This is a genomic window from Agromyces sp. Root81, assembly GCF_001429165.1.
GTDB lineage: Bacteria > Actinomycetota > Actinomycetes > Actinomycetales > Microbacteriaceae > Agromyces.
Genome location: NZ_LMIR01000002.1, coordinates 619864 through 643279, shown reverse-complemented (window position 1 = coordinate 643279; position 23416 = coordinate 619864). Strand labels below are relative to the sequence as shown.

Below are 23416 nucleotides of genomic sequence, written 5' to 3'. Positions count from 1 at the left end.
CCCGAAGAAGGGGAGCCATGGCCGGAGTGGACGTCGAGCGCATCCAGCGCGCCGTGCTCGAGATCCTGCTCGCGATCGGTGAAGATCCGTCGCGACCTGGTCTCGAGCGCACGCCGCAGCGCGTCGCCGAGGCCTACGCCGACTTCTTCGGCGGTCTCGACGTCGATCCGCTCAGTCACCTCGCCGACTCGGTTCCGATCGGGGCGACGGATGCCGGTGTGCCCGCGACGAGCGACGCGGTCGTGCTGCGCGACCTCGCCTTCCGCTCCGTCTGCGAGCATCACCTGCTGCCGTTCGTCGGCACCGCGCACGTGGCCTACCTGCCGGGCGACCGGGTCGTCGGGCTCGGCCGCATCCCCGCGGTCGTCGACACGCTCGCTCGCCGTCCGCAGCTGCAGGAGCGGCTCGCCGAGGAGATCGCCGACGCCCTCGTGGCCGGGCTCGACCCGAGGGGAGTTCTCGTCGTGCTCGACGCCCAGCACCGCTGCGTGACGACCCGGGGCTCCCGGCAGGAGCGCAGCTCGACGATCACGATCGCGAGCCGCGGCGCGCTCTCCGAGCCTGCGGCCCGGAGCGAGATCATCACGCTCATCGGGGCGCAGGCGAATGCCTGATCGCACGCTCGTCATGGGTGTGGTGAACGTCACGCCCGACTCCTTCAGTGACGGCGGGCGCTGGTTCGACGCCGAGGCCGCGATCGCGCACGGCCTCGAACTCGTGGCCGACGGCGCCGACATCCTCGACGTCGGGGGCGAGTCCACCCGGCCGGGCGCCGCGCGGGTCGCGCCCGAGGAGGAACTGCGGCGGGTCGTGCCTGTCATCAGCGAACTCGCGGGCCGCGGCATCCGCGTCAGCGTCGACACCATGCGCGCCGCGACCGCGCAGGCCGCCGTCGAGGCGGGCGCCGAGATCATCAACGACGTCTCGGCGGGGCTCGCCGATGCCGCGATGGGATCGATCGCGGCGGAGACGGGCGCACGATACGTCGCCATGCACTGGCGCGGCCACTCCGACCGCATGGACTCGCTCGCCGAATACGCCGACGTCGCCGTCGAGGTGCGCGACGAGCTCGCGCAGCGGGTCGACGCGCTCACCGCCGCCGGAGTCGCCGCCGAGAAGCTCATCCTCGACCCCGGGCTCGGCTTCGCCAAGCGCGGCGACCAGAACTGGGAGCTCCTCGGCCGTCTCGACGTGCTCGGCGAGCTCGGCCTGCCGATCCTCGTGGGCGCGTCGCGCAAGCGGTTCCTCGGCGCGATGCTCCCGGACGAGGCATCCGTCACCGACCGCGACCTGCCGACCGCGGTCGTCAGCGTGCTCGCGGCGCAGGCCGGCGCTTGGGCGGTGCGGGTGCACGACGTGCAGGGCACGCGCCGCGCACTCGACGTGCTCGGCGCATGGCAGAGTGGACGACGTGACTGAACTGCGCAATCGCGGGTGGGGCGACCGGATCACCCTCACCGGGCTTCGCGTGCGCGCGCACCACGGCGTCTTCGACTTCGAGCGGGCCGAGGGGCAGGAGTTCGTGATCGACGTGACGGTCGCCGTCGACCTGGCCGCCGCCGCGGCATCCGACGAACTCGAGCGCACCGTGCACTACGGCGAGCTCGCCGAAGCCGTCGTCGCTGCGGTCGAACGCGACCCGGTCGATCTCATCGAGACCGTCGCCGAGCGGGTCGCCGCGGTCGCACTCGGCTTCCCCGCGGTCGACGAGGTCGAGGTCACGGTGCACAAGCCGCAGGCACCCATCACCGTGCCGTTCGACGACGTCGCCGTCACGATCGTGCGGGGCCGGGCATGACCCGCGCCGTCATCGCGTTCGGGGCGAATCTGGGCGACCGCGAGGCGACGATCGCCGCAGCGGTGCGCGCGATCGCCGAGGCGGACGGCATCGACCTCGCAGCGGTGTCGCCGGTCTACGAGACGGCCGCGATCAAGGACGCGGGCGTCGACGACGGCGCGCCCCGATACCTGAACGGCGTCGTCGTCGTCGAGACGAGCCTCGACCCGCTTGCGCTCCTCGACCTGCTCCAGCGCATCGAGCTCGAGCACGGCCGCGTGCGAACCGAGCACTGGGGCGACCGCACACTCGACCTCGACCTCATCGACGTCGACGGCATGATGCTCGACGACGAGCGGCTCGTGCTGCCGCATCCCCGGGCATGGCAGCGGGCGTTCGTGCTGCAGCCGTGGCTCGACGTCGAGCCCGCCGCGGTGCTCGCCGGCCGTGGGCCGATCGCCCCCCTGCGCGCCGCGGCCTCCGACGAGGTGGAGCGCCGATGAAGCGCACGCACGCGTCAACGATCATCGCCTTCGTGCTCGCCGGACTGGTCGCCGGGTACCTCATCGACCTCGCGATCGTCTCGAACGGGGCGAAGGCCATCGTGCCGCCGATCTCGCTGCCGATCACGCTGGCCGGCGTCGCAGCGCTCGTCATCGCCTTCGCCTGGCCCATCCGCCGTGCAGTCAAGGGCAAGGCGACCAAGCACCTCGACCCGTTCCGGGCCATGCGCACCGCCGTGCTCGCCAAGGCCTGCAGCCTGAGCGGCTCGCTCATGCTCGGCTTCGGGCTCGGCATCACGCTGTTCCTGCTGACCCGCAGCGTCGTTCCGTCGGCCGCGACGATCTGGCTCGCCATCGCCACGGCGATCGGCGCGGCGCTCCTCATGGCCGGCGGGCTCGTCGCGGAGTTCTTCTGCACGCTTCCGCCCGACGACACCGACACCGAGAAGAAAGAGCACGCACATGCCTGAGGCGCCCGGCCTCCAGCCCGAAGAGACCGAGCACGTCGAGCCGCAGCAGGCCGAGGCATCCGACGCCGGATGGCAGCGCGTGTCGCCGAAGTACGTCGTCGTCGAGGTGATCGGCTCGATCATCGGCATGCTCATCTTCGTGGGCATCGGCCTCGCGGCGTACTTCCTCCTGGAGTGGCAGTGGGCGCTCTGGATCGCGATCGCGATCGCCGTGGTCTCGATCATCGGCATCGCCTTCGAGCCGCGCCGCGTGCGGTCCATCCAGTACCGGCTGCGAGCCGACGACCTGCTCTTCCGTCGCGGCATCATGTTCCAGCGTCAGGTGGCCGTGCCCTACGGGCGCATGCAGCTCGTCGACATCACGCGCGGCCCGGTCGCCCGTGCCCTCGGCCTCGCCGATCTCAAGTTCGTGACGGCGGCCGCGTCGACCGCGGTCACCGTGCCCGGGCTGCCGATGGCGGAGGCCGATCGGCTGCGCGACGAGCTCGTCGCCCTCGCCGAATCGCGCCGGGCGGGACTGTGAGCGCAGTCGCCCGCCAGCAGGGAGTGGTGAACCTCGCCGACGGTGAGTGGCACCGGCTCCACCCGGCGAGCCCGCTGCTGCGCGGCGGCCTGGTGTTCATCGCCGTGCTGGGCTTCGTGATCGCGAACCTGCGTGAGCGGGTCATCGACATCTTCCTCACGATCTTCGCTCCGGAGTCGAACGGGCAGATCGACGTCGAGTACGGCGAATGGCAGCAGGACTGGGCGAACGATCCCGTCGGCGGCATCGTGACGAACGGCCTCGTGGGCTGGGCGCTGCTCGCGGTCGGCGCGGTCATCATCGCGGTCGTCATCGGGTTCTGGCTGTCGTGGCGCATGCACACCTTCCGGGTCACGCACGAGGCGGTGGAGGTGCGCAGCGGCATCCTCTTCCGCTCGCACCGCAGCGCGCGACTCGATCGCATCCAGGGCATCAACGTCAACCGGCCGCTCTTCGCGCGGCTCTTCGGCACCGCGAAGCTCGAGATCTCGGTCGCCGGGCAGTCGGCGAACGTGCAGCTCGCGTACCTCGGTTCGACGCTGGCCGACGCACTGCGCGCCGATGTGCTGCGCCTCGCGTCGGGGGCGCGGGCCGAGCGGGCGCAGAGCGGCACGGCTCCGGCCGGGCCGGCTGAGACACGAGCGGATGCCGCGGCGGTCGTCATGCCCGGAGCCGTGGCGGTCCCCGGCGCAGTGGCCGAACCCGGTGCAGCTTCCGACGCCGCTGGCGCCGCCGCTGCCGCCGGTGCCGCCGCCCCGCGCACGCCCGTCACCGCACGCGCCGGAGCGATCGTCACGCAGCGCGTCGACGAGTTCCTGGCCCCCGAGCTCGACCCAGACCTCGCCCCGCCGGAGTCGGTCGTGCACCTCCCGCTCGGACGGGTGATCGGCTCGACCCTGCTCGGCGGCTCCACGATCTGGGCGATCATCATCGTCGCGATCATCGTGGTCGGCGTGACGAGCGGCCAGATGTGGGTGCTCTTCAGCTTCGTGCCCGCGGCCATCGGTCTCGTGAGCTACACGTGGTCGCGCATCACGAAGTCGTTGCGCTACTCGATCGCGGGCACGCCCGACGGCGTGCGCATCGGCCACGGCCTGCTCTCGACCGGCAACCAGACGATCCCGCCGGGACGCGTGCACGCCGTCGAAGCCACCCAGTGGGTGTTCTGGCGGCCGTTCGGCTGGTGGTCGGTGCGCATCAACGTCGCCGGGCAGTCGGTCTCCGCGTCGGGCGACGCGGCGCAGCGCACGATCGTGCTGCCGGTCGGTACGGCCTCCGATGTGCACCGGGTGCTCGCCCTGCTGATTCCGGATGCCGCGGCTCACGGCGAGCGGCTCGTCGACGCCGGACTCGTGGGCCGGGGCGACGACGGCGGGTTCTCCGTCACGCCGAAGCGCGCCGCGTGGTTGCGGCCGTTCTCGTGGCGGCGCATCGGACTCGCCGAGACCTCGGGCGTGGCCGTCGTGCGCCGAGGCGCGCTCATCCGCAGCCTCAGTCTCGTGCCGCTCGCGCGCATGCAGTCGGTCGCCCTGTCGGTCGGCCCGATCGAACGTGCGCTCGACCTCGCGAGCCTGCGCCTGCACACGGTCACCGGCCCGGTCACCGCCATGCTGCCCGTGGCCGATCGCTCGGCCGCGACGGCGCTCTTCGAGCGGCTCGCGCACGAGGCGATCGAACGTGCGGCGAGCGACACCTCGCACCACTGGGGCGCGAGCCCGGCCGAGGTCGAGCCGGTCAGCACCGAGGTCGCGCCGGTCAGCACCGAGGTCGCGCCGGTCAGCACCCCGGTCGCCCCGGTCGAACCGCCGGCCGAGGCGTCCGCCGCCCCTGCCGACGAGACGGGACCCCGACATGTCGGCTGACCGTCCGGGCCGGCTCGGTGTCGGCACCATCGGAGCCGGACGCGTCGGCGCCGTGCTCGCCTCGGCCCTCGCCGGCGCCGGGCACGCCCTCACCGGCATCGCCGCGGTCTCCGACGAGAGCCGTGAGCGGGCGGCGACCATGCTGCCCTCGGTGCCCGTGCTGCCGATCCCCGAGATCATCGAGCGCAGCGAGCTCGTGCTGCTCGCCGTGCCGGAAGCCGAACTCGGCCCGCTCGTCGCCGGCCTCGCCGAAGCCGGCGCCTGGCAGCCGGGCCAGCTCGTGCTGCACACCGTCGCGCGGTTCGGCACGGGCGTGCTCGACCCCGCACGCCTCGCCGGGGCGATTCCGCTCGCGGTGCACCCGGCCATGAGCTTCACGGGCACGAGCATCGATCTCGCGCGCCTCCCGGGCACCTGGTTCGCCGTCACCGCGCCCGCTCCGGTGCTGCCGATCGGACAGGCGCTCGTCGTCGAGATGGGCGGCGAACCGTTCATCGTCGCCGAGCGCGACCGTGCGGCATACGGCGAGGCGATCGACACGGCCGTCTCCTTCTCGAGCGCGATCGTCGACCAGGCGAGCGGACTCCTCGACGGCATCGGCGTGGGCCGGCCGGGCGCGGTGCTCGCCCCGCTCGTGCGCAGCACCGTCGAGAACGCGCTCGCGCGGCACGACAGCGGTGCCGGCGTCGAGGGTGCCGATACGATCGACGAGGCCGATTCCGACTGGCCGCTTGGGGGTGGCGCGTGACCGGGTCCACGTCGGGCGCACGTGTGGTGCCGACCATCGACGAGCTGCGCGGGTTCCTCGCCGGGCGGCGGGCGGCCGGGGCATCCGTCGCCCTCGTACCGACCATGGGCGCACTGCACGCGGGCCATCTGGCGCTCGTCGCGCGTGCTCGCGAGCTCGCCGACGTGGTCGTCGTGTCGATCTTCGTGAACCCGCTGCAGTTCGGCCCGGGGGAGGACCTCGATCGCTACCCGCGCACCCTCGACGCCGACGTCGCGGCGCTCGCCGGGCTCGGCGTCGAGTTCGTGTTCGCGCCCGCCGTGGCCGAGATGTACCCGAAGGGCGCCGTCGGCACGACACTCACCGCCGGCCGGGTCGGCTCGCTCTACGAGGGCGCGTCGCGTCCTGGCCACTTCGACGGCATGCTGACCGTCGTCGGCAAGCTGCTGAACATCGTGCGCCCCGACGTCGCGGTCTTCGGCCAGAAGGACGCCCAGCAGGTCTTCCTCGTGCGTCGCATGGTCGACGACCTCGACGTGCCGACCTCCATCGAGGTCGTGCCGACGGTGCGCGAGGCCGACGGGCTCGCGCTCTCGAGCCGCAACCGCTTCCTCGCTCCGGCGCAGCGTGAGGCGGCGCTCACCCTGATCGAAGCCCTCAGGGCAGCGGATGCCGCGGCGTCCGACGGCCTCGCCGAGGTGCTCGCCGAGGGGGCGGCCGCCTTCGGCGACCACGACGACGTCACCCTCGACTACCTCGTGGTCGTCGACCCCGAGACCTTCCTGCCCGTCGCCGACGATGCGCGGGGCCCGGCCGTGGTGCTCGTCGCCGCTCGCGTCGGCGCGACCCGCCTCATCGACAACGCCGCCATCGCACTCGGCTGATATCGCCTCACCCCGCCTCACCCCGCCTCGCCTCACCTCGCCTCGCCTCACCTCGCCTCGCCTCGCCTCACCCCGCCCCGCCTCGCCTCACCCCGCCCCGCCAGGGCATCGGACATCTGCAGAACCGCGGAGCGAGAGGGCGGATTCCCGCCGAAGTCCCGCAGATCTCCGAGGTCACGGTCGAGAGTCGGGCGCGACGCGCGCCCAAGTAGGCTGGTGTTCGCACCTTTTCGCACGACGAGAGAGAACGATGGCCGAGAACCAGACGGATGCCACGACCGAGCCCACTGCCGAGGAGATCTCCGAGCAGAAGGCCGTGCGTCTCGCCAAGCGCGAACGGCTGATCGCGGCATCCGACGACCGTGCCTTCGGTGCCTATCCCGTGCGACTGCCGATCACGGCGACGATCCCCGAGGTGCGTGACCGCTTCGTCGGGCTCGGCGTCGACGAGGCGAGCGGCGAGCAGGTGGGCGTCGCCGGTCGAGTCGTGCACTCGCGCAACACCGGCAAGCTCTGCTTCGCCACGCTGCAGGCGGGCGACGGCAGCCGCATCCAGGCCATGGTCTCCCTCGCCGAGGTCGGCGAGGAGTCGCTCGCCGAGTGGAAGGAGCTCGTCGACCTGGGCGACCACGTCTTCGTGGCAGGCGAGGTCATCACGAGCCGTCGCGGCGAACTCTCGATCATGGTGAAGGAGTGGCGCATCGCCTCGAAGGCGATCCTGCCGTTGCCGAACCTGCACAACGAACTCTCCGAGGAGATGCGCGTGCGCAGCCGCTACCTCGACCTCATCTCGCGCGAGCAGGCCCGCCGCAACGTCATCGACCGGGCGAAGGTCAATGCGAGCCTCCGCCGCACCTTCGACGGCCTCGGCTTCATCGAGGTCGAGACGCCGATGCTGCAGGTGATGCACGGCGGGGCATCCGCTCGTCCGTTCGTCACGCAGTCCAATGCGTTCGACACCGAGCTGTACCTGCGCATCGCACCCGAGTTGTACCTGAAGCGCGCCGTCGTCGGCGGCATCGAGCGGGTGTACGAGATCAACCGCAACTTCCGCAACGAGGGCGCCGACTCGACCCACTCGCCCGAGTTCGCGATGCTCGAGGCCTACGAGGCGTACGGCGACTACAACACGATCGCCGACCTCACGCAGCAGCTCATCCAGGATGCCGCGCTCGCCACGTCGGGCTCGCACGTCGTGACGTGGGCCGACGGCACCGACTTCGACCTCGGCGGCGACTGGGCGCGCATCTCGATGTACGACTCGCTGTCCGAGGCGATCGGGGAGACGATCACCTCGTCGACCCCGGTCGAGCGCCTGAAGCAGCTCGCCGACGAGGCGGGCATCGAGGTCGACCACCCGCTGCCCGGCAAGTACGTCGAAGAGCTCTGGGAGCACCACGTGAAGACAGGCCTCGTGCGGCCGACCTTCGTCATGGACTTCCCGCTCGACACCTCGCCCCTCGTGCGCGAGCACCGCTCGATCCCGGGCGTCGTCGAGAAGTGGGACCTCTACATCCGCGGCTTCGAGCTCGCGACCGGCTACTCGGAGCTCGTCGACCCCGTCGTGCAGCGCGAGCGCTTCGTCGAGCAGGCGAAGCTCGCCGCGGGCGGCGACCCCGAGGCGATGCGCCTCGACGAGGAGTTCCTGCGGGCGCTCGAGTTCGGCATGCCGCCGTCGGGCGGCATGGGCATGGGCATCGACCGACTGCTCATGGCGCTGACCGGCCTCGGCATCCGTGAGACGATCCTCTTCCCACTGGTCAAGTGAGTCGACGAGAGAGCGGATGCCGCGCATGAACGACTACCTGCCGAAGGACGAGCTCGAACCCGAGAAGGATCCGAAGCGGCCGTCGAACACGCGCCTCGGCATCTGGCTCGTCGTCGGCGCGATCGGCCTGTACCTCGTGGTCTCCGGTATCTGGGGACTCGTCGCCGGGAACTGAGCGCCGGCAGCGCGATGCCGCCGGTGCCCCGTGGTCGCGGGGAACCGGCGGCAGCGGCGTCGGCGGCTATCGCCCGATCACGGGATAGTGATCGGAGAGGTCGTCGTACGTGTAGTCCGTGAACCAGCTCGTGACCGTCCACGGGGCGGTCTCGGCCCGGCGAACCTCGTTCGTGTACTCCGCGGGGCGAGCGTGGTCGGCCCGGTAGAGGATGTAGTCCAGGTCCTCGCGAGGGTCGGTGGGGTACCGGTAGGCGGCGATCGAGTTCTCGGCGGTGTCGAAGGAGTACGGCCACCCGGTGCGCTCGGTGGCGGGCGCGACGACGGCGTTGGCGAGCAACGAGGGGTACTCGGAACTGCGCGAGTCGACGTTGAGGTCGCCGGCGATCACGACGGGCTCGTCGGCGGGGATGTTCTTCGAGTCGATGAAGCGCGTGATGGTCTGCAGCTGGGCTGCACGAACAGTGGCGGGCTGGCCGGTGCTGCAGCCCGGGTCGGTGGACTGCAGGTGGGTGCCGATCACGTGGGTCCGCAGTCCGTCGACGTCGAGCTCGGCGTAGACGAAGCCCTTGTTGGCGAACCAGTCGGCGCCGCAGGCCTCCTTGAAGACCCACTGCTCCTGACGGATGATCGGCCACGTGCTGTACAGCGCGACGCCGCCGTCTTCGGGAGTTGCTGCGCTGTAGTTGCCCCCCGTGGCATCCCAGCCGCTCATCGAACGTCCGACGACGGGTGTCTGGTAGGGGTAGGCAGCGGAGGCCCGGGAGGCCAGGAGATCGGATGCGCCGTTGTCGAACGCCTCCTGCAGCACGACCACGTCGTGGCCTTGGAAGAAGTCCGCGGCTGCGATGGCCTCCGCACGGTGGTCCTGGCCCCAGTTGGGGTAGAGGTGCTTGCTCATGAGGAAGACGTTGTACGACAGCACATCGAGCGGGGGCACCGAGGCGGAGCCCGCGGGAGCCGATTCGGTCGTCTCCGCGGGCGCGGCGGCGGCGGGCGAGGCGGCGGCGAACGCGGTGAGCAAGGCGAGGGTGGCGGCGGCGCAGACGGCGGTGACGCGCCCGAGCGTGTGTGATGTGGATGGCATGCGCGCAGTCAATCGCCCCTCGGTCACGCGGAGCGAGACATCGGGCGACGATCTCGTGAACGGATCGGGTCGATCACGGTCGCCTGCCTCACGGTCCCAACCGGCAGACGGCACTTCGCTGTCGGCGTCGTCGACCTCATCATCCGTATCGCGGCGATCATCCTGCTGCCGCGGAATCCGAAGCGCCTATCGAACACGGCGGGGTCCCCCCTTTGGGGGGTGAGGTTTCGTCACGATTCGGTAACGGGCGTCGTGTCCCCCGAATCGAGGACTCGCGCGTGCCCCCCGAACGGGTGACGACACTCGCGATGCGCTTCATTCCGGCCGTCTCCGCCCGGTAATCGGGGCTCGATTCCAGGCGTGTCCCCCATTGGGCGCAGAAGGCGGGATCGGCCGATTCATGAGAGCGCTCTCACCCTTGTATTCCGGCGTTCTGAGCCATTTCGAGGACCCCTCGATTCGGATACTGTCCGGACTATGTGGCCGCGGCACCGCATCCCGAGGTGCCTGCGAATCCGAACACATCAGAGGGGTTCAACGTGTTTTCACGACGCCAGCGCACAGCGCTGCTCGCTTCCGGAGCACTGCTCGCCGGACTATTGACGCCGTTCGCGGTCGCCGCTCCCGCGTACGCGGCCGAGGACTGCGACCTGGGCGGATTCGAGATCGACGGCGACAAGACGCCGATGAACTGTCCACCCGGCTTCGATGACTGGGACACCCCCGTCGACTTCGACTCCACCACGCAGGGCGGCACGTACAGCTCCGCGGGCAAGGACATCGACAGCCCGACCGGGTGGGTCGCGTCCGGAAGCACTCCGGACAAGGCGGACTTCAAGACCGTGTACACGTACGCGAAGGTCGGCGCCGACGGGCACTACTACCTCTACGTCGCGTGGGATCGCACCGGTGAGAGCGGTACGGCCAAGTACGCGATCGACCTCTCGTTCGCCGGGGCCAACGTGGTGCCCACCGGGCCGAACGACCTCCCCACCCCGCAGCCGCTCCGCAACGAAGGCGGCATCGTCGCCTACATCAACATGGACGGCGGCGACCCCCCGGTGCTCGGCCAGCTCTGCCCGTACACCGACGAGGCCGACTATCCCGATGACGTGGAATCTGATCCGGGCTGCACGACGGACACCACCGGGTTCGCGAGCGCGGTCGGCAGCACCACCATCGACGGCGAGGAAGGCAGCTTCTTCGAGGTCGGACTCGACCTGACCGAGCTCGCCGACGTGGCTCCGGGCTGCCCGCCCGTCACCGATCTCGCCACGGTCTACATGCGTTCGATCACCGGCGGCAGCGCAGCCGGCAACCTCAAGGCATTCGTGGCACCCCTGAGTGTCACGCCCCCGTCCACCTGCGGCGCGCTCGAGGTGACCAAGGAGTCCCTCAACGACCTCGCCGACCCGAGCGCCACGGTGTTCGAGTACGACATCGCAGGGCTCGTCTCCGCTGAGCTCGACGGCTCGCTGCTGATCGGCGAGACCGATTCGGACAGCCAGGTCGAGCCCGGTGACGACTACACCCTCACCGAGACGATCCCCGACGGCGCACCCTGGGCGCAGCATTCAATCGTCTGCACCGTCGACGGCGTCGAGTACACCCTCACCGATCCCGAGGACACCTTCCCCGTCGTCACCGGTGAGACCACGTCGTGCGTGATCACGAACGCGACGTCGTTCGTCACGGTCGAGAAGCTGACGCTGCCCGCCGGATCCCCCGAGCTCTTCGACTTCACGATCGACGGAGCGGAGTTCGACCTGTCCGACGGCCAGAGCGAGACCTTCCAGTTCGCTCCGGAGACCGCGGTCGACATCGTCGAGACCGTACCCGATGGCTGGACCCTGACGGGTGTCCTGTGCGACACCGAACAGTCGGACATCGACAACGGCACCAACGTCACGACGATCGCCGGCGAGACGGTCTCCTGCGTGTTCGAGAACACCCAGGGCGGCACGATCATCATCCACAAGGTGGTCGACCCCGCTCAGGCCGCCGAGTTCGGCTTCACGAGCGAGACGCTGGGCGACTTCACCATCACGACCGCTGAAGACGGCACGGGCACCGAGACCTTCGAGAACCTCGAGCCGGGCTCGTACGACGTGACGGAGTCGCAGGATCTGCCCTTCGACACGACGAACCTCGTCTGCGACGACCCGACGGATGACACGACGACCGACGAGAGCGACTGGTCGGCTGCGATCGAGCTCGCCCCGGGCGAGACGGTCGAGTGCACGTACACCAACACCGAGCGCGGCATGATCCTGGTCGACAAGGACACGGTTCCGGCCGACTACGACCAGGACTTCGGCTTCGTCTTCGATGGCGGTGACTCGCACGAGGAGTTCACCCTGAACGACTCCAGCGACGATGAGGAGAACCCCTGGGACTCCGGCCTGATCGTTCCCGGCACGTACACGGTCGTCGAGACGGTGCCCGAGCACTGGACGCTCGACGACATCGACTGCGGAGCGCGTGAGGGTGACGGCACGACGATCGAGCTCGCGCCCGGCGAAGTCGTGACCTGCGTGTTCACGAACGTCGCGGCGCCCGGCTCGGTGAGCCTCACGAAGTCGGTCGAGGGCGTTGCCGACGGCTACGACTGGAGCTTCGACTTCACGCTGACCCAGGAGCCAGATGGAGCCCCGGTGACGCAGACGGTCGACAGCTCGGCACTGCCCGACTCGGCGACCACAGTGTGGGGCGACCTCACGGTCGGCGATCAGTACACCCTGATCGAGGGGGAGCTGCCCTTCGGCTGGACCGCTGATGACATCGTCTGCACGGGCCTCGAGGACGAGAGCGACGCCGACGGCTTCCAGTTCACCGTGACCCCCGGGCTCGAGCTCGAGTGCACCGCGCTGAACACGGCGACCCCCGCCGAGGTCACGCTCACGAAGACGGTCACCGGCCTCGCCGATGGCGCGGCATGGTCGTTCGACTTCACGATCACGCCCGGTCCCGACAGCGAGAGCGATACCCAGACCGCGACGAACGAAGCACCGGCCATCGGATGGAGCGACCTCCTCCCGGGCGTCGAGTACTCCATCACCGAGACGGCGACGCCCGGCTGGGTGAACGGTGACATCACCTGCATCGCGGATGTTCCCGAGGGCGGGCCGCTCGACGACCTCGACCCCGAGGCCGACGGGTTCCAGTTCCTCGCGAGGCCCGGCCTCGTGCTCGACTGCTCGGCTGACAACGAGGCCCTGCCCGGTGCGATCACGGTGACGAAGTCCGCAAAGGGCGGTGACGGCACCTTCGCCTTCACCCTCACCCCGAAGGACGGCGGCGAGGCGGTCTCCGACTCGGTCACCACCGTCGGCGGCACCGGCTCGGTCGAGTTCGACGGCGTCCTGCCCGGCGCCAGCTACTCGATCACCGAGACGAACGTCCCGAGCGGCTGGGAGGCCGGCAGCCTGAGTTGCACGGTCGTGTCGGCCGCCGGCGGCGACGCCGTCGCGATCGACGCCGCGGACTTCGTCGTCTCGCCCGGTGACGAGGTCGCGTGTGCGATCACGAACACGCTGCGACCGCCGATGCCGGTGACCGGTGTCAACCTCGCAGCCGGTGGGAGCATCGCCCTCCTCCTGCTGCTGGGTGGCGGGATGCTGTTCCTCCTCCGTCGCCGGCGCCAGATCGCCGAGTAACGGCCCTCGCCGGGTCCGAACCTGAAGTTCGGGCCCGGCGACGGGACACGATGACGGCCCGGTCGATCGACCGGGCCGTCATCGTGTCCTGGGGGATTCCGAGGTCCTCCCGAGGCGGGTGCGCAGCCAGTGCCCGTTTCCAGGAGGAACAACGTAGTCTGGAGTGACTATGGACGATTTCTGGGCGAATGCGATCTGGTCGCTCGCGCCGACGGTGCTCATCGGGCTCATCTTCTGGTTCGTGATGCGCGCCGTCATCCACGCCGATCGCAACGAGCGCAAGGCGTACTCCCGAGTCGAGGCGGAGGAGCGGGCCAAGCTCGCCAAGCAGCGACCGGCAGCCTGACGGCATGACCTCGGAGCAGACGGCGCTCCTCTTCGCCGGCATCGTCGTCGTCATCGACATGGTCATCCGTGTCACCGCGATCATCGTCGTGCCGCGCAACCGCCGCCCGACCGCGGGCATGGCCTGGCTGCTCGCGATCTTCTTCCTCCCGTTCATCGGGGTGTTCTTCTTCCTGCTCATCGGCAATCCGAAGCTGCCGAAGCACCGGCGCGCGAAGCAGGCCGAGGTCGACCGGTACATCCGCGAGTCGACGCACGGTGTCGAACGGGTCAGCGACCCCGGCCACTGGCCCGCATGGTTCGAGGGGGTCGTCCGGCTGAACCGCAACCTCGGGTCGATGCCGCTCATCGGTTCCAACAGTGCGAGCCTCATCGGCGACTACCAGGGCTCGCTCGACGCGATGACGGCCGCGGTGCGCGGTGCCAAGCGCTACGTGCACGTCGAGTTCTACATCCTCGCCCTCGACGCCACGACAGCGCCGTTCTTCGACGCCCTCGGTGAGGCGGTCGCACGCGGGGTCGACGTTCGCCTCATGCTCGACCACGTCGCATCGCTCCGGGTGAAGGGCTACCGCAAGACCCTCAAGCGACTCACCGCGATGGGCGTGCGGTGGCAGCTCATGCTTCCGGTGCAGCCGCTCAAGGGCAAGTACCAGCGGCCCGACCTGCGCAACCATCGCAAGATCCTCGTCGTCGACGGCGAGGTCGGGTTCATGGGGTCGCAGAACATCATCGATCGCAGCTACAACAAGCCGGGCAACATCCGTCGCGGTCTCAAGTGGAAAGAGCTCGTGGCTCGCGTCGAGGGGCCGATCGTGGCCGGACTCGACGCGATCTTCGCGACCGACTGGTACCTCGAGACCGGCGAGGAACCGGTGCGCGACCTCTCCGACTCCCTCGACCAGCCCGGCGAGGCGCAGGACCTCGACTGCCAGGTCGTGCCGAGCGGGCCCGGGTTCCCGAACGAGAACAACCTGAAGCTCTTCCTCGCGCTGCTCTACGCGGCCGAGGAGCGCATCATCCTCACGAGCCCGTACTTCGTGCCCGACGAGGCGATGCTGCGGGCGATCAGCGGTGCCACCCAACGGGGCGTCCACGTCGAGCTCTTCGTCTCGGAGATCGGCGACCAGGCGCTCGTCTATCACGCGCAGCGTTCGTACTACGAGGCACTGCTGCGCGCCGGCGTGAAGATCTTCATGTTCAAGGCGCCCTACATCCTGCACTCGAAGCACTTCACGATCGACGACGACGTCGCGGTGATCGGGTCGAGCAACATGGACATCCGCTCGTTCGAGCTGAACATGGAGATCTCGCTCCTCGTGCGCGGGGCCTCGTTCGTGCGCGAGATGCGCGCCGTCGAAGACGGCTACCGTCGTGACAGCCGCGAGCTGACGCTCGACGAGTGGATGAAGCAGCCGCTGGGCTCGACCGTGCTCGACAACCTCGCGCGCCTCTCGTCGGCGCTGCAGTAGCTACTTGCGGGGCTTCAGGCGCACGGTCGGCAGCTCGGGCGCGGGCAGCGCCGCGCCGTCGTACCCGTCGACGGTGCCGAAGCGCCCGTCGGGGTTGTCACGGCCGATGACGTCGGCCTGCCACTGCCGGCGGAACTCGACGATCTCATCGTGGTCGCGGCCGATGAAGTTCCACCACATCACGATCTCCTCGCCGAACGGCACGCCGCCGAGCAGGATCACCCGCACGGCCTGCGCCTCGGCCGAGAGGCGGATGCTGCGGCGCCCGGTCTCGAGGTAGGCGAGCTCGCTCCACGTGGCCGTTGCCGACACGCCGCCGTTCGAGACGCCGCCGGGCGGGGCATCCGTCGCACTGATCTCGACCGGTCCGGCATCGACGAGCACGCCGTGCTCGAACGTCGGGTCGAGCTCGAGGTCGACGGTGCCGAAGGGCGGCAGGTCGATCTGGGCGCCGAGCAGGGGCGAGAAGACGGTGACGGATGCGTCGGGCGCGACGCCGCCCGCGAGGGAACCGACGAACACCCGCACGGTCGCGTCGCCGATGCCGACGGGAAGCGTGTCGGCGTGCTCGAAGAACGGGCCGACATGCCGGGATGCGTCGGGCAGCGCCACCCAGAGCTGCACGCCGTGGAGTCGGGTGGTCTCGGGCGTCGAGACCTCGGAGTGCGAGATGCCGCGCCCCGCCGTCATGAGGTTGACGGAGCCGGGCCGCACCATGGCGTGGCTGCCGGCGGAGTCGCGGTGCTCGATCTCGCCTTCGAAGAGCCAGCTGACGGTCTGGAGCCCGGTGTGCGGGTGCGGGGGCACGACCATGCCGGCCGTGAGCTGCACCTCGTCGGGACCGTAGTGGTCGGCGAAGCACCAGGCGCCGATCGTCGTGCGTCCGCGTTGGGGGAGGGTGCGTCGGACGTTCATCGCGCGGGGGCCGCCGAGCGGCACGTCGCGGGCCGACAGGACCTGCACCAGGGGGCCGGCCGGCTCCTCGGCGGCGCAGAGCAGTTCGACCGGATCGCGCTCGAGGTTGCTCATGCGCGAAATTCTACGCCGGCACCCGCCCATGGAGCAGGGGCGACCATTAGCATGACGGTATGGCTCCCTCGATGCGGCTCCGTCGTGCTGGTCTCCTCGCCCTTGCGGTCTCGTCGGTGTTCCTGCTGTCGGGATGCAACCCGCCGTCGACCCCCGCCGAGGACTTCCCAGGGGTACCGACCGAGGCCGACGCCGACGTGGTCGACGTCGATTCGGGTACCGATCCGGCCGGTGACGAAGAAGAGACGCAGTCCTCCGAGAATGGCCCCGTGGTCGTGTGGTGGGCCGACGGCGGCCAGCTCGCGCTCACCATCTCCGGCAGCTCGACGTGCCCGGTCGTGGGCGAGCAGATCCGCGTGCTGGAGGAGGCCGGCGAGGGCAACCGCGTCGCGATCGATCTCGTCCAGCGGTCCGAAGACGAGATCTGCACGATGGACTTCGTGCCGCACACCACGCTCTTCTGGACGCCGACGACCGTCACGACGACCGAGCCGCTCATCGTCGAGGTCTTCGGCGCCGAGGTCGAGGTTCCCGTCAAGTAGCCTCCGGCCGGGAGCGCCGGAGCACGAGCAGCTCTCCGATCTCGCACTCGAGCACCTCGCAGATCGCCTGCAGGGTCGAGAAGCGGATGGCGCGGGCGCGGTCGTTCTTCAGCACGCTGAGGTTGACCACGGTGACGCCGACGAGTTCGGCGAGGCGTGCGAGCGTCATGCCGCGAGCCGTGAGCAGCTCGTCGAGCCTGCAGTGCACATCGGATGCCTCGTCGGGCTCCGCCGGCGCCATCAGACGAGCCCCTCGGTGTCGCGCTGCAGGCGGTCGCCGATCGCGAACACGACGCCGGCCATGGCGGCGACGAATGCGATGAGGATGAGCGGTGTCAGTTCGACCGACATCACGACGTTGTCGAAGGTGCCGTCGCTGAGCGTGGCGAAGGCACCGTTGGCGGCCATGTTGCCGAAGAAGGGCGCTGCCGCGAAACCGATGAGGCCGGTGAAACCGGCGGTCGTCACGAGGCGCGTGTTGCGTCGGCTGAACACCTGGCCTCGCATGACCGAACGGCTCAGGAGCACGAGGCAGGTGACGACCACGACGATCGTGAGCGCCGCGACGACCTGCTCGATCACGAGGGCGACGAGTGACGCAGCGGGGAGCGACTCGGCGGTGATCATCGCACGATCCAGGATCACCGGCAGCGCTGCGCCGTCGGGGCCGATCGGCGCCTCGGCGACGGTGTCGGAGAACCGGGCGGCCACCTGTACATCCTGATTGGGCAGCACCTCGATGATGCGGAGGACCGCGGCGGCGACGGCCCCGCCGGCGATCACCACCCCGGCGCCGAGGAAGGCCCACATGCCGACGATGTCGGTCCTGCTGGGTCGGTACGTGTTGGTGGTGGTGGTCATTGCGATCCTCCGGGTTCGAACGAACTGTCGTATCGAAGAACGATACATCGAATATCGATATGTTAGCGCTCGGCGCGCGGGCGCCCGGCTCGGCGATGCGGTCGTCGCGTGGATGGGGGACAGCGCGAACATCACGATTCGGTAACGGCAGGTCGCTCTGGGTTGCAATTGCGAGGCCGCCTCTCGGCGATTCGAGCGGCACGGTTCCGCGTGCATCCGCGTACTTCCGGGTATCTCCTGTCGGATCAGGGTGTTCGAGGTGCCGGCTGCTGGGCGGGCTGTCGAGGGGGAGTTCGGTTGTCCCCCGTTTTGGGCCATGTCCGTGATGAAAGCTCAGGACTAACGTGCGTGCTACGTGCCACTGCCCATCCCGAGGGCGGCGGACCCGACACGTAAGGAAACCGAGCCGTGTTCTCACGCAAGGGCGGCGTTGTCGTCGCGATATCCGCATTGTTGACCGCGCTACTCAGCCCGATCGTCCTCGCATCACCGGCCGCAGCCGCACCCGACTGCGACCTCGGTGGCTTCGAGATCGACGGCGACAAGCCCGTCGACTGTCCACCTGGCGTGCTCGACTGGGACAACGTCGACGAGACGACGACCACTCAGGGCGGCACGTACAGCGCCTCGTCCAAGGACGTCGACAGCCCGACGACCTGGACCTCGGCGGGGAGCACCCCCGACAAGGGCGACTTCGCGAGGGTGTACTCGTACGCGCAGGTCGGCGCCGACGGGCACTACTACCTCTACGTGGCGTGGGAGCGCACCGGTGAGAGCGGCACGGGCAAGTATGCGATCGACCTCTCGTTCGCCGGCGCCAATCTGGGGCCGAACAACACACCGCGGCCGCTCCACGAAGAAGGCGGCATCGTCGCCTACATCAACATGAACGGCGGCGACGACCCGGAGCTGGGCCAGCTCTGCCCCTACGACAATCAGGCCGACTACCCCGACGACGTGAACTCGGATCCGGGTGACTGCACGACCGACACGACCGGGTTCGCGAGCGCGGTCGGCACCATCGAGATCGACGGCGAGGAGGGCAGCTTCTTCGAGGTGGGCCTCGATCTCACCGAACTCGCCGACGTCGCCCCGGGCTGCCCGCCCGTCACCGACCTCGCCACGGTCTACATGCGTTCGATCACCGGAGGCAGCGGCGCCGGCAACCTCAAGGGGTATGTCGCCCCCCTCACCGTGACGCCGCCGTCGACGTGTGGCGCACTCGAGGTGACGAAGGAGTCGCTGAACGACCTCGCCACTGACGACCCGACGCTCTTCGGCTACGCGGTCGACAGCGCGAATTTCCCGGCGACCGGCGATCTCCTCATTGACGAGACCGACAGCTACACCGATGTCGACCCGGGTGACGACTTCACCCTCACCGAGTCGATCCCCGACGGCGCCCCGTGGTCGCAGTACTCGATCGTCTGCACCGTCGGCGACGGCGACCCGATCGTACTCGACGACCCGACCGACACCTTCCCGGTCGAGACGGCGACGACGACGTCGTGCGTGATCACCAATGCCACCTCGTACCTCGACGTGTCGAAGATCACGAACCCGGCCGGAGCCGAGGGCGACTTCGCCTTCACGGTCAACGGCACCCCGATCGACGCGCTGAGCGACGGTGAGACCTCGCCCCCGATCCAGTTCGCTCCCGGGACCGAGGTCACGATCGCCGAGACCCCCAATGCGCAGTGGACCCTCGCCGACATCGTCTGCACCGTCGACGGCCAGGAGGTCGAGCCGACGGCTGAAGACCTCGCACTGGGCACGACCACGATCGCGACGGTCGCGGGCGAGACGGTGAACTGCACCTACACGAACGCGACCTCCTTCGTCACCGTGACGAAGCAGACGCTGCCCGACGGCTCCATTGTGGAGTTCCCCTTCGAGACCACCGGCCAGGACGACTACACCCTCACCGACGGGGCGAGCGCGACGTTCCAATACGCGCCGGGCACCGAGGTCGAGATCTCGGAGACGCTCGCCGCCGACTGGGACCTCGTCGACATCACCTGCTCGACCGCCGGTGAGGAAGTCGACACGTCCGTTACCGTGACGACCGTCGCCGGCCAGACCACCGAGTGCACGTTCACGAACCGGCAGGACGGCCGGATCATCGTGCACAAGTCGGTGGTCGGCGAGGACGACGCGACCTTCACCTACCATGGCAGCTGGCTGACGCCCGATGACGAGTTCGAGATCACGACCGAGAACGGGACCGGATCGCACGATCCGTTCGAGAACGTCACGCCTGGCGAGTACACCCTCACCGAGGACGACCTCGAGGGGTACGACACGACGATGCTCGTCTGCTCCGACAGCGACGACAACGGCGAGCCGACGACGGTCGACGACCTCGAAGCCACGATCCAGCTCGATCCAGGTGAGACCGTCGAGTGCACGTTCACGAACACGCAACGGGCGAAGCTGCTCGTCGACAAGGAGACCGTGCCGGACGAGTACGACCAGGACTTCGAATTCGTCTTCAGCAACGGACAGTTCCAGACTCCGTTCACTCTGAACGACGCCACCGACGACGAGGCGAACCCGTGGACATCGGGGTACATCGTCGCCGGCACCTACACGGTGACCGAGACGCTTGTGGATCACTGGAGTCTCACCAGCATCAGCTGCGGTGACCGGGATGGAGCGACGACGACCATCGAGCTCGCCCCCGGCCAGGTCGTGACGTGCGTGTTCCAGAACATCGCACACACGGGCGAGGTGTCGCTGACGAAGTCCGTGACCGGCGTCGATCCCTCGTACCAGTGGAGCTTCGACTTCGCGCTGATCGAGGAGCCCGACGGCGATCCCGACGTGCAGACGGTCGACAACTCGGCGCTGCCGGACAGTGCCACGGCCACCTGGTCCGAACTCGAGGTCGGTTCGACCTACACGCTGATCGAGCAGGATGTGCCCGATGGGTGGGACATCGGAGAGATCGTCTGCAATAACGGCGAACTCGAAGACGCGTCGGATGACCCGGGCTTCCAGTTCGAGGTCACGCCCGGACTCGTGCTCGACTGCACCGTGGAGAACACGGCTTCGCCTGCCGACGTCGACGTGACCAAGACGGTCAGCAACGTCGCAGACGGCTTCGAGTGGGAGTTCGACTTCACGATCGACCCCGTGCCCGCCGCGCAGGACGCCACTCAGACGGCATCCGGCACCGGCGAAGAGTCCGACACCGTGAGCTGGAACCAGCTCGTTCCGGGAACGCACTACACCGTGACCGAGGAAGTCGTCGGAGGCTGGGCGCAGGGCGCGATCAGCTGCTCGGCCGATGACCAGGCGCTCGTCGACCTCAACGGCGACGACCCGGGCTTCGAGTTCGTGGCCGAAGTCGGTGTCTCGATCGACTGCGAGGTCACGAACCGGGCCGAGCCCGGCGAGGTGTCGCTCACGAAGTCGGTCGAGGGCGTCGCTGACGGCTTCGAGTGGGAGTTCGACTTCGCGCTGATCGAGGAGCCCGACGGCGATCCCGACGTGCAGACGGTCGACAGCTCGGCACTGCCGGGCAGCGCCACCGTCACGTGGTCCGACCTGGAGGTCGGTTCGACCTACACGCTGATCGAGCAGGATGTGCCCGACGGCTGGACCATCGGCGAGATCGTCTGCAACGCCGGCGAACTCGAAGACCTGTCGGATGACCCGGGGTTCCAGTTCGAGGTCACTCCGGGCCTCGTGGTCGAGTGCATGGTGACGAACACGGCGGAGCCGGGTGACGTCACGGTGACGAAGACGACGAGCGGGGTCTCTGACGACTTCGACTGGGCCTTCGACTTCACGATCGACCCGGTGCCCGCCGAGCAGGACGCCACCCAGACCGCGGAAGGCACCGGCCCCGGTGACGACTCGGTGAGCTGGAGCGACCTGGTTCCCGGTGCGCACTACACGATCACGGAAGAGGTCGTGGGCGGCTGGGTCCAGAGCGACATCGCCTGCTGGGTCGATGAATCCGCCCTCGAGGACCTCAACGGAGACGACCCGGGCTTCGAGTTCGTCGCCGGTGTCGGCATCTCGATCACGTGCACGGTCACGAACCGCGCCGTGCCGGTCGACATCGACGTGACGAAGTCGGCGGTCGGCGGCGACGGCACCTTCGAGTTCGCGCTGCAGCCGCTCGACGAGGACGGCGAGCCGGTCGGCGATGCGATGATCGCGTCCGTCGACACCGAGCAGGGGACCGGCGTCGCCACGTTCGAGAACCTGCTTCCGGGTTCGCGCTTCTCGCTCAGCGAGGTCGACCCCGGTGGAGACTGGATCGCCGGCGGGCTGACCTGCACCGTGACCCACGCCGACGATAGCGAGGAGACGCTCGACACGAGCGACTTCACGATCCAGCCGGGCGACTCGATCTCGTGCGAGATCACGAACGAGAAGAAGGGCACGATCATCATCCACAAGGTCGTCGAGGGCCTCGACAACGCGACGTTCGACTACACGGGCACCTGGCTGCCCGAGCCGTCGGAGTTCGCGATCGAGACCGAGACGGACGAAGAGGGCATCCACCGGGGTACCGCGACCTTCACGCAGATCGCCGGGGGCGAGTACACCGTCACCGAGCTGCCGATCGAGGGCTACGACACCACGAACCTCGTGTGTGCCGACCCCGATGGGGGAACGGTGGCCGATGAAGCCCACCTCGTCGCGACGATCGACCTCGATCCGGGTGAGATCGTCGAGTGCACCTACACGAACACGCAGCGTGTCAAGGTGCTGGTCGACAAGGAGACCGTGCCCGACGAGTTCGATCAGGACTTCGACTTCCTCTTCGGCGGTGGCGAGGCGGGCGTGGAGTTCACGCTCAACGACGCCACTGACGACGAAGCCGGGCCCTGGGACTCGGGCTGGCTGCCGGCCGGCGAGTACACCGTCGAGGAAGCGGCACTCGAAGGATGGGCGCTGACCGACATCGACTGCGGCGAGGTCGATCTGGCCGAACTGCGGACGGTCGTCGCGCTCGAGCCCGGAATGGTCGTCACCTGCACGTTCACCAACGCCAAGCGCGGCCCCGTCGTGCTCGACAAGGTGGTGAAGGATGACAGCGTCGTCGACCACGGCGACGGCACCTGGTCGATCGAGTACCTCCTGACGGCGACGAGCAGTTCGCACATCGAGGAGCTCTACGACCTCTCCGACGAGCTGAAGTACGGCGGCAACATCACCGTGCTCACCTCCGACATCGTCTCGCTCGACGGAATCACGGTGAACGAAGGCTGGAACGGGCTCGACGACCTGGTCGTCGCGACCGATGTCGCGATCCCGGCGCTCGGCATGCACGAGTACCTCGTCACGGTCACGGTGCGGGTCGGGTCGTCGATCACCTCGGCGCAGGCCGACTGCACGCTCGGATCGGGTGACACCGGTACCGGCCTGCTGAACACCGCGGAGCTGACCAGCTGGAGCGGCACCGACGACGCCGAGGCGTGCGCCCCGGTCAAGGTGCCGCCGGCACCGCCGATGCCGGTCACCGGTATCGAGCTCGGCGCGATCTGGGCCGGTCTGCTGCTGGCCGGAGCGGGCGGGGTGCTGATGCTGATGCGCCGTCGCCGACAACTCGGCGCGTAACGCACCACAGAGAGAAGGCCGTCGGTCGAGTTCGGACCGACGGCCTTCTCCGTGCGCCGCTGCCGATCTCGGCGGGCTGCGGCGAGGTGTTCCCGCCGTTGCGACGCTGCGCCCACGGCGAACAGGGCCCCACGGGGCATCCGCCTTGTTTACGCTCTT

The 23416-nt window shown here is 69.1% G+C and carries 20 protein-coding genes; 16 read left to right on the top strand and 4 right to left on the bottom strand.

The features are described 5' to 3' along the window. The first annotated feature begins 17 nt into the window (after positions 1-17). The 11 genes from folE to ASE14_RS20435 all read left to right on the top strand — a co-directional run bounded on the left by folE (position 18) and on the right by ASE14_RS20435 (position 8689). Positions 18-614, top strand: a complete 597-nt coding sequence (gene folE / locus ASE14_RS08045) for a GTP cyclohydrolase I (protein ID WP_056653249.1) — start codon at positions 18-20, stop codon at positions 612-614. Beyond that, positions 607-1419: a dihydropteroate synthase gene (gene folP / locus ASE14_RS21145; RefSeq protein WP_056653247.1), complete on the top strand. Its 813-nt coding sequence runs from the start codon at positions 607-609 to the stop codon at positions 1417-1419. The genes folE and folP overlap by 8 nt, the downstream gene beginning before the upstream one ends. Continuing rightward, positions 1412-1798 (top strand): dihydroneopterin aldolase, encoded by a 387-nt coding sequence (folB, locus tag ASE14_RS21140; protein ID WP_056656003.1) that lies wholly within the window; start codon positions 1412-1414, stop codon positions 1796-1798. Before folP ends, folB begins: the two co-directional genes overlap by 8 nt. Further along, positions 1795-2280 carry a 2-amino-4-hydroxy-6-hydroxymethyldihydropteridine diphosphokinase gene (gene folK, locus ASE14_RS08030; RefSeq protein WP_056653244.1) on the top strand — a complete coding sequence of 162 codons (486 nt, stop codon included), beginning with the start codon at positions 1795-1797 and terminating at the stop codon, positions 2278-2280. The genes folB and folK overlap by 4 nt, the downstream gene beginning before the upstream one ends. Next, a complete protein-coding gene (locus tag ASE14_RS08025; protein ID WP_056653241.1) occupies positions 2277-2750 on the top strand; it encodes a DUF3180 domain-containing protein in 474 nt (157 codons plus the stop codon). Before folK ends, ASE14_RS08025 begins: the two co-directional genes overlap by 4 nt. Continuing rightward, entirely contained in the window at positions 2743-3273 is a 531-nt protein-coding gene (locus ASE14_RS08020) for a PH domain-containing protein (protein WP_056653238.1), read from the top strand. Before ASE14_RS08025 ends, ASE14_RS08020 begins: the two co-directional genes overlap by 8 nt. Beyond that, complete coding sequence (locus ASE14_RS08015; protein WP_056653235.1) at positions 3270-5135, top strand: PH domain-containing protein; 1866 nt, start codon at positions 3270-3272, stop codon at positions 5133-5135. The genes ASE14_RS08020 and ASE14_RS08015 overlap by 4 nt, the downstream gene beginning before the upstream one ends. Continuing rightward, on the top strand, positions 5125-5883 hold the full coding sequence (locus ASE14_RS08010; RefSeq protein ID WP_056653232.1) for a Rossmann-like and DUF2520 domain-containing protein: 759 nt from the start codon (positions 5125-5127) through the stop codon (positions 5881-5883). The genes ASE14_RS08015 and ASE14_RS08010 overlap by 11 nt, the downstream gene beginning before the upstream one ends. Further along, positions 5880-6746 carry a pantoate--beta-alanine ligase gene (gene panC / locus ASE14_RS08005; RefSeq protein WP_056653229.1) on the top strand — a complete coding sequence of 289 codons (867 nt, stop codon included), beginning with the start codon at positions 5880-5882 and terminating at the stop codon, positions 6744-6746. Before ASE14_RS08010 ends, panC begins: the two co-directional genes overlap by 4 nt. Before the next feature lie 250 nt (positions 6747-6996). After that, positions 6997-8514 carry a lysine--tRNA ligase gene (gene lysS, locus ASE14_RS08000; protein ID WP_056653228.1) on the top strand — a complete coding sequence of 506 codons (1518 nt, stop codon included), beginning with the start codon at positions 6997-6999 and terminating at the stop codon, positions 8512-8514. Between the two features lie 25 nt (positions 8515-8539). Next, positions 8540-8689, top strand: a complete 150-nt coding sequence (locus ASE14_RS20435; RefSeq protein ID WP_157372873.1) for a hypothetical protein — start codon at positions 8540-8542, stop codon at positions 8687-8689. Between the two features lie 66 nt (positions 8690-8755). Here the strand turns inward: ASE14_RS20435 and sph are convergent, their stop codons facing one another. Further along, positions 8756-9775: a sphingomyelin phosphodiesterase gene (gene sph, locus ASE14_RS07995; RefSeq protein ID WP_056656000.1), complete on the bottom strand. Its 1020-nt coding sequence runs from the start codon at positions 9773-9775 to the stop codon at positions 8756-8758. A 539-nt stretch (positions 9776-10314) separates the two neighbouring features. Here sph and ASE14_RS07990 point away from each other — a divergent pair. The 3 genes from ASE14_RS07990 to cls all read left to right on the top strand — a co-directional run bounded on the left by ASE14_RS07990 (position 10315) and on the right by cls (position 15248). After that, positions 10315-13431: a DUF5979 domain-containing protein gene (locus ASE14_RS07990; protein WP_157372872.1), complete on the top strand. Its 3117-nt coding sequence runs from the start codon at positions 10315-10317 to the stop codon at positions 13429-13431. 169 nt (positions 13432-13600) lie between these two features. Beyond that, entirely contained in the window at positions 13601-13777 is a 177-nt protein-coding gene (locus tag ASE14_RS20940) for a hypothetical protein (protein ID WP_056653222.1), read from the top strand. A gap of 4 nt (positions 13778-13781) precedes the next feature. Then, positions 13782-15248 (top strand): cardiolipin synthase, encoded by a 1467-nt coding sequence (gene cls, locus ASE14_RS07980; protein WP_056653219.1) that lies wholly within the window; start codon positions 13782-13784, stop codon positions 15246-15248. Here cls and ASE14_RS07975 read toward each other — a convergent pair whose 3' ends face one another. After that, positions 15249-16277, bottom strand: a complete 1029-nt coding sequence (locus tag ASE14_RS07975; RefSeq protein WP_056653216.1) for a pirin family protein — start codon at positions 16275-16277, stop codon at positions 15249-15251. A gap of 59 nt (positions 16278-16336) precedes the next feature. On the opposite strand from ASE14_RS07975, the gene ASE14_RS07970 reads away from it, so the two are divergent. After that, complete coding sequence (locus ASE14_RS07970; protein ID WP_056653213.1) at positions 16337-16819, top strand: hypothetical protein; 483 nt, start codon at positions 16337-16339, stop codon at positions 16817-16819. On the opposite strand, the gene ASE14_RS07965 is transcribed toward ASE14_RS07970, so the two are convergent. Next, a complete protein-coding gene (locus tag ASE14_RS07965) occupies positions 16812-17060 on the bottom strand; it encodes a helix-turn-helix transcriptional regulator (protein ID WP_056653212.1) in 249 nt (82 codons plus the stop codon). The genes ASE14_RS07970 and ASE14_RS07965 overlap by 8 nt on opposite strands. After that, positions 17060-17680, bottom strand: a complete 621-nt coding sequence (locus ASE14_RS07960; RefSeq protein ID WP_056653211.1) for a DUF2975 domain-containing protein — start codon at positions 17678-17680, stop codon at positions 17060-17062. The genes ASE14_RS07965 and ASE14_RS07960 overlap by 1 nt, the downstream gene beginning before the upstream one ends. A 408-nt stretch (positions 17681-18088) precedes the next feature. Between ASE14_RS07960 and ASE14_RS07955 the strand changes: the two genes are divergently transcribed. Continuing rightward, the gene (locus ASE14_RS07955) at positions 18089-23257 is read left to right on the top strand and encodes a DUF5979 domain-containing protein (RefSeq protein ID WP_157372871.1); all 5169 of its coding nucleotides are present in this window, start codon (positions 18089-18091) and stop codon (positions 23255-23257) included. The last annotated feature ends 159 nt before the right edge of the window (positions 23258-23416 follow it).

What these genes read in the sequence shown, in the direction of transcription:
- ASE14_RS07975 (WP_056653216.1), bottom strand. Translation starts at nt 16,277, where the DNA reads ATGAGCAACCTCGAGCGCGATCCGGTCGAACTGCTCTGCGCCGCCGAG.
- ASE14_RS08025 (WP_056653241.1), top strand. Translation starts at nt 2,277, where the DNA reads ATGAAGCGCACGCACGCGTCAACGATCATCGCCTTCGTGCTCGCCGGA.
- cls (WP_056653219.1), top strand. Translation starts at nt 13,782, where the DNA reads ATGACCTCGGAGCAGACGGCGCTCCTCTTCGCCGGCATCGTCGTCGTC.
- folE (WP_056653249.1), top strand. Translation starts at nt 18, where the DNA reads ATGGCCGGAGTGGACGTCGAGCGCATCCAGCGCGCCGTGCTCGAGATC.
- folP (WP_056653247.1), top strand. Translation starts at nt 607, where the DNA reads ATGCCTGATCGCACGCTCGTCATGGGTGTGGTGAACGTCACGCCCGAC.
- ASE14_RS07960 (WP_056653211.1), bottom strand. Translation starts at nt 17,680, where the DNA reads ATGACCACCACCACCAACACGTACCGACCCAGCAGGACCGACATCGTC.
- ASE14_RS20940 (WP_056653222.1), top strand. Translation starts at nt 13,601, where the DNA reads ATGGACGATTTCTGGGCGAATGCGATCTGGTCGCTCGCGCCGACGGTG.
- ASE14_RS08010 (WP_056653232.1), top strand. Translation starts at nt 5,125, where the DNA reads ATGTCGGCTGACCGTCCGGGCCGGCTCGGTGTCGGCACCATCGGAGCC.
- sph (WP_056656000.1), bottom strand. Translation starts at nt 9,775, where the DNA reads ATGCCATCCACATCACACACGCTCGGGCGCGTCACCGCCGTCTGCGCC.
- ASE14_RS07965 (WP_056653212.1), bottom strand. Translation starts at nt 17,060, where the DNA reads ATGGCGCCGGCGGAGCCCGACGAGGCATCCGATGTGCACTGCAGGCTC.
- ASE14_RS07970 (WP_056653213.1), top strand. Translation starts at nt 16,337, where the DNA reads ATGGCTCCCTCGATGCGGCTCCGTCGTGCTGGTCTCCTCGCCCTTGCG.
- ASE14_RS20435 (WP_157372873.1), top strand. Translation starts at nt 8,540, where the DNA reads ATGAACGACTACCTGCCGAAGGACGAGCTCGAACCCGAGAAGGATCCG.
- folK (WP_056653244.1), top strand. Translation starts at nt 1,795, where the DNA reads ATGACCCGCGCCGTCATCGCGTTCGGGGCGAATCTGGGCGACCGCGAG.
- ASE14_RS08020 (WP_056653238.1), top strand. Translation starts at nt 2,743, where the DNA reads ATGCCTGAGGCGCCCGGCCTCCAGCCCGAAGAGACCGAGCACGTCGAG.
- lysS (WP_056653228.1), top strand. Translation starts at nt 6,997, where the DNA reads ATGGCCGAGAACCAGACGGATGCCACGACCGAGCCCACTGCCGAGGAG.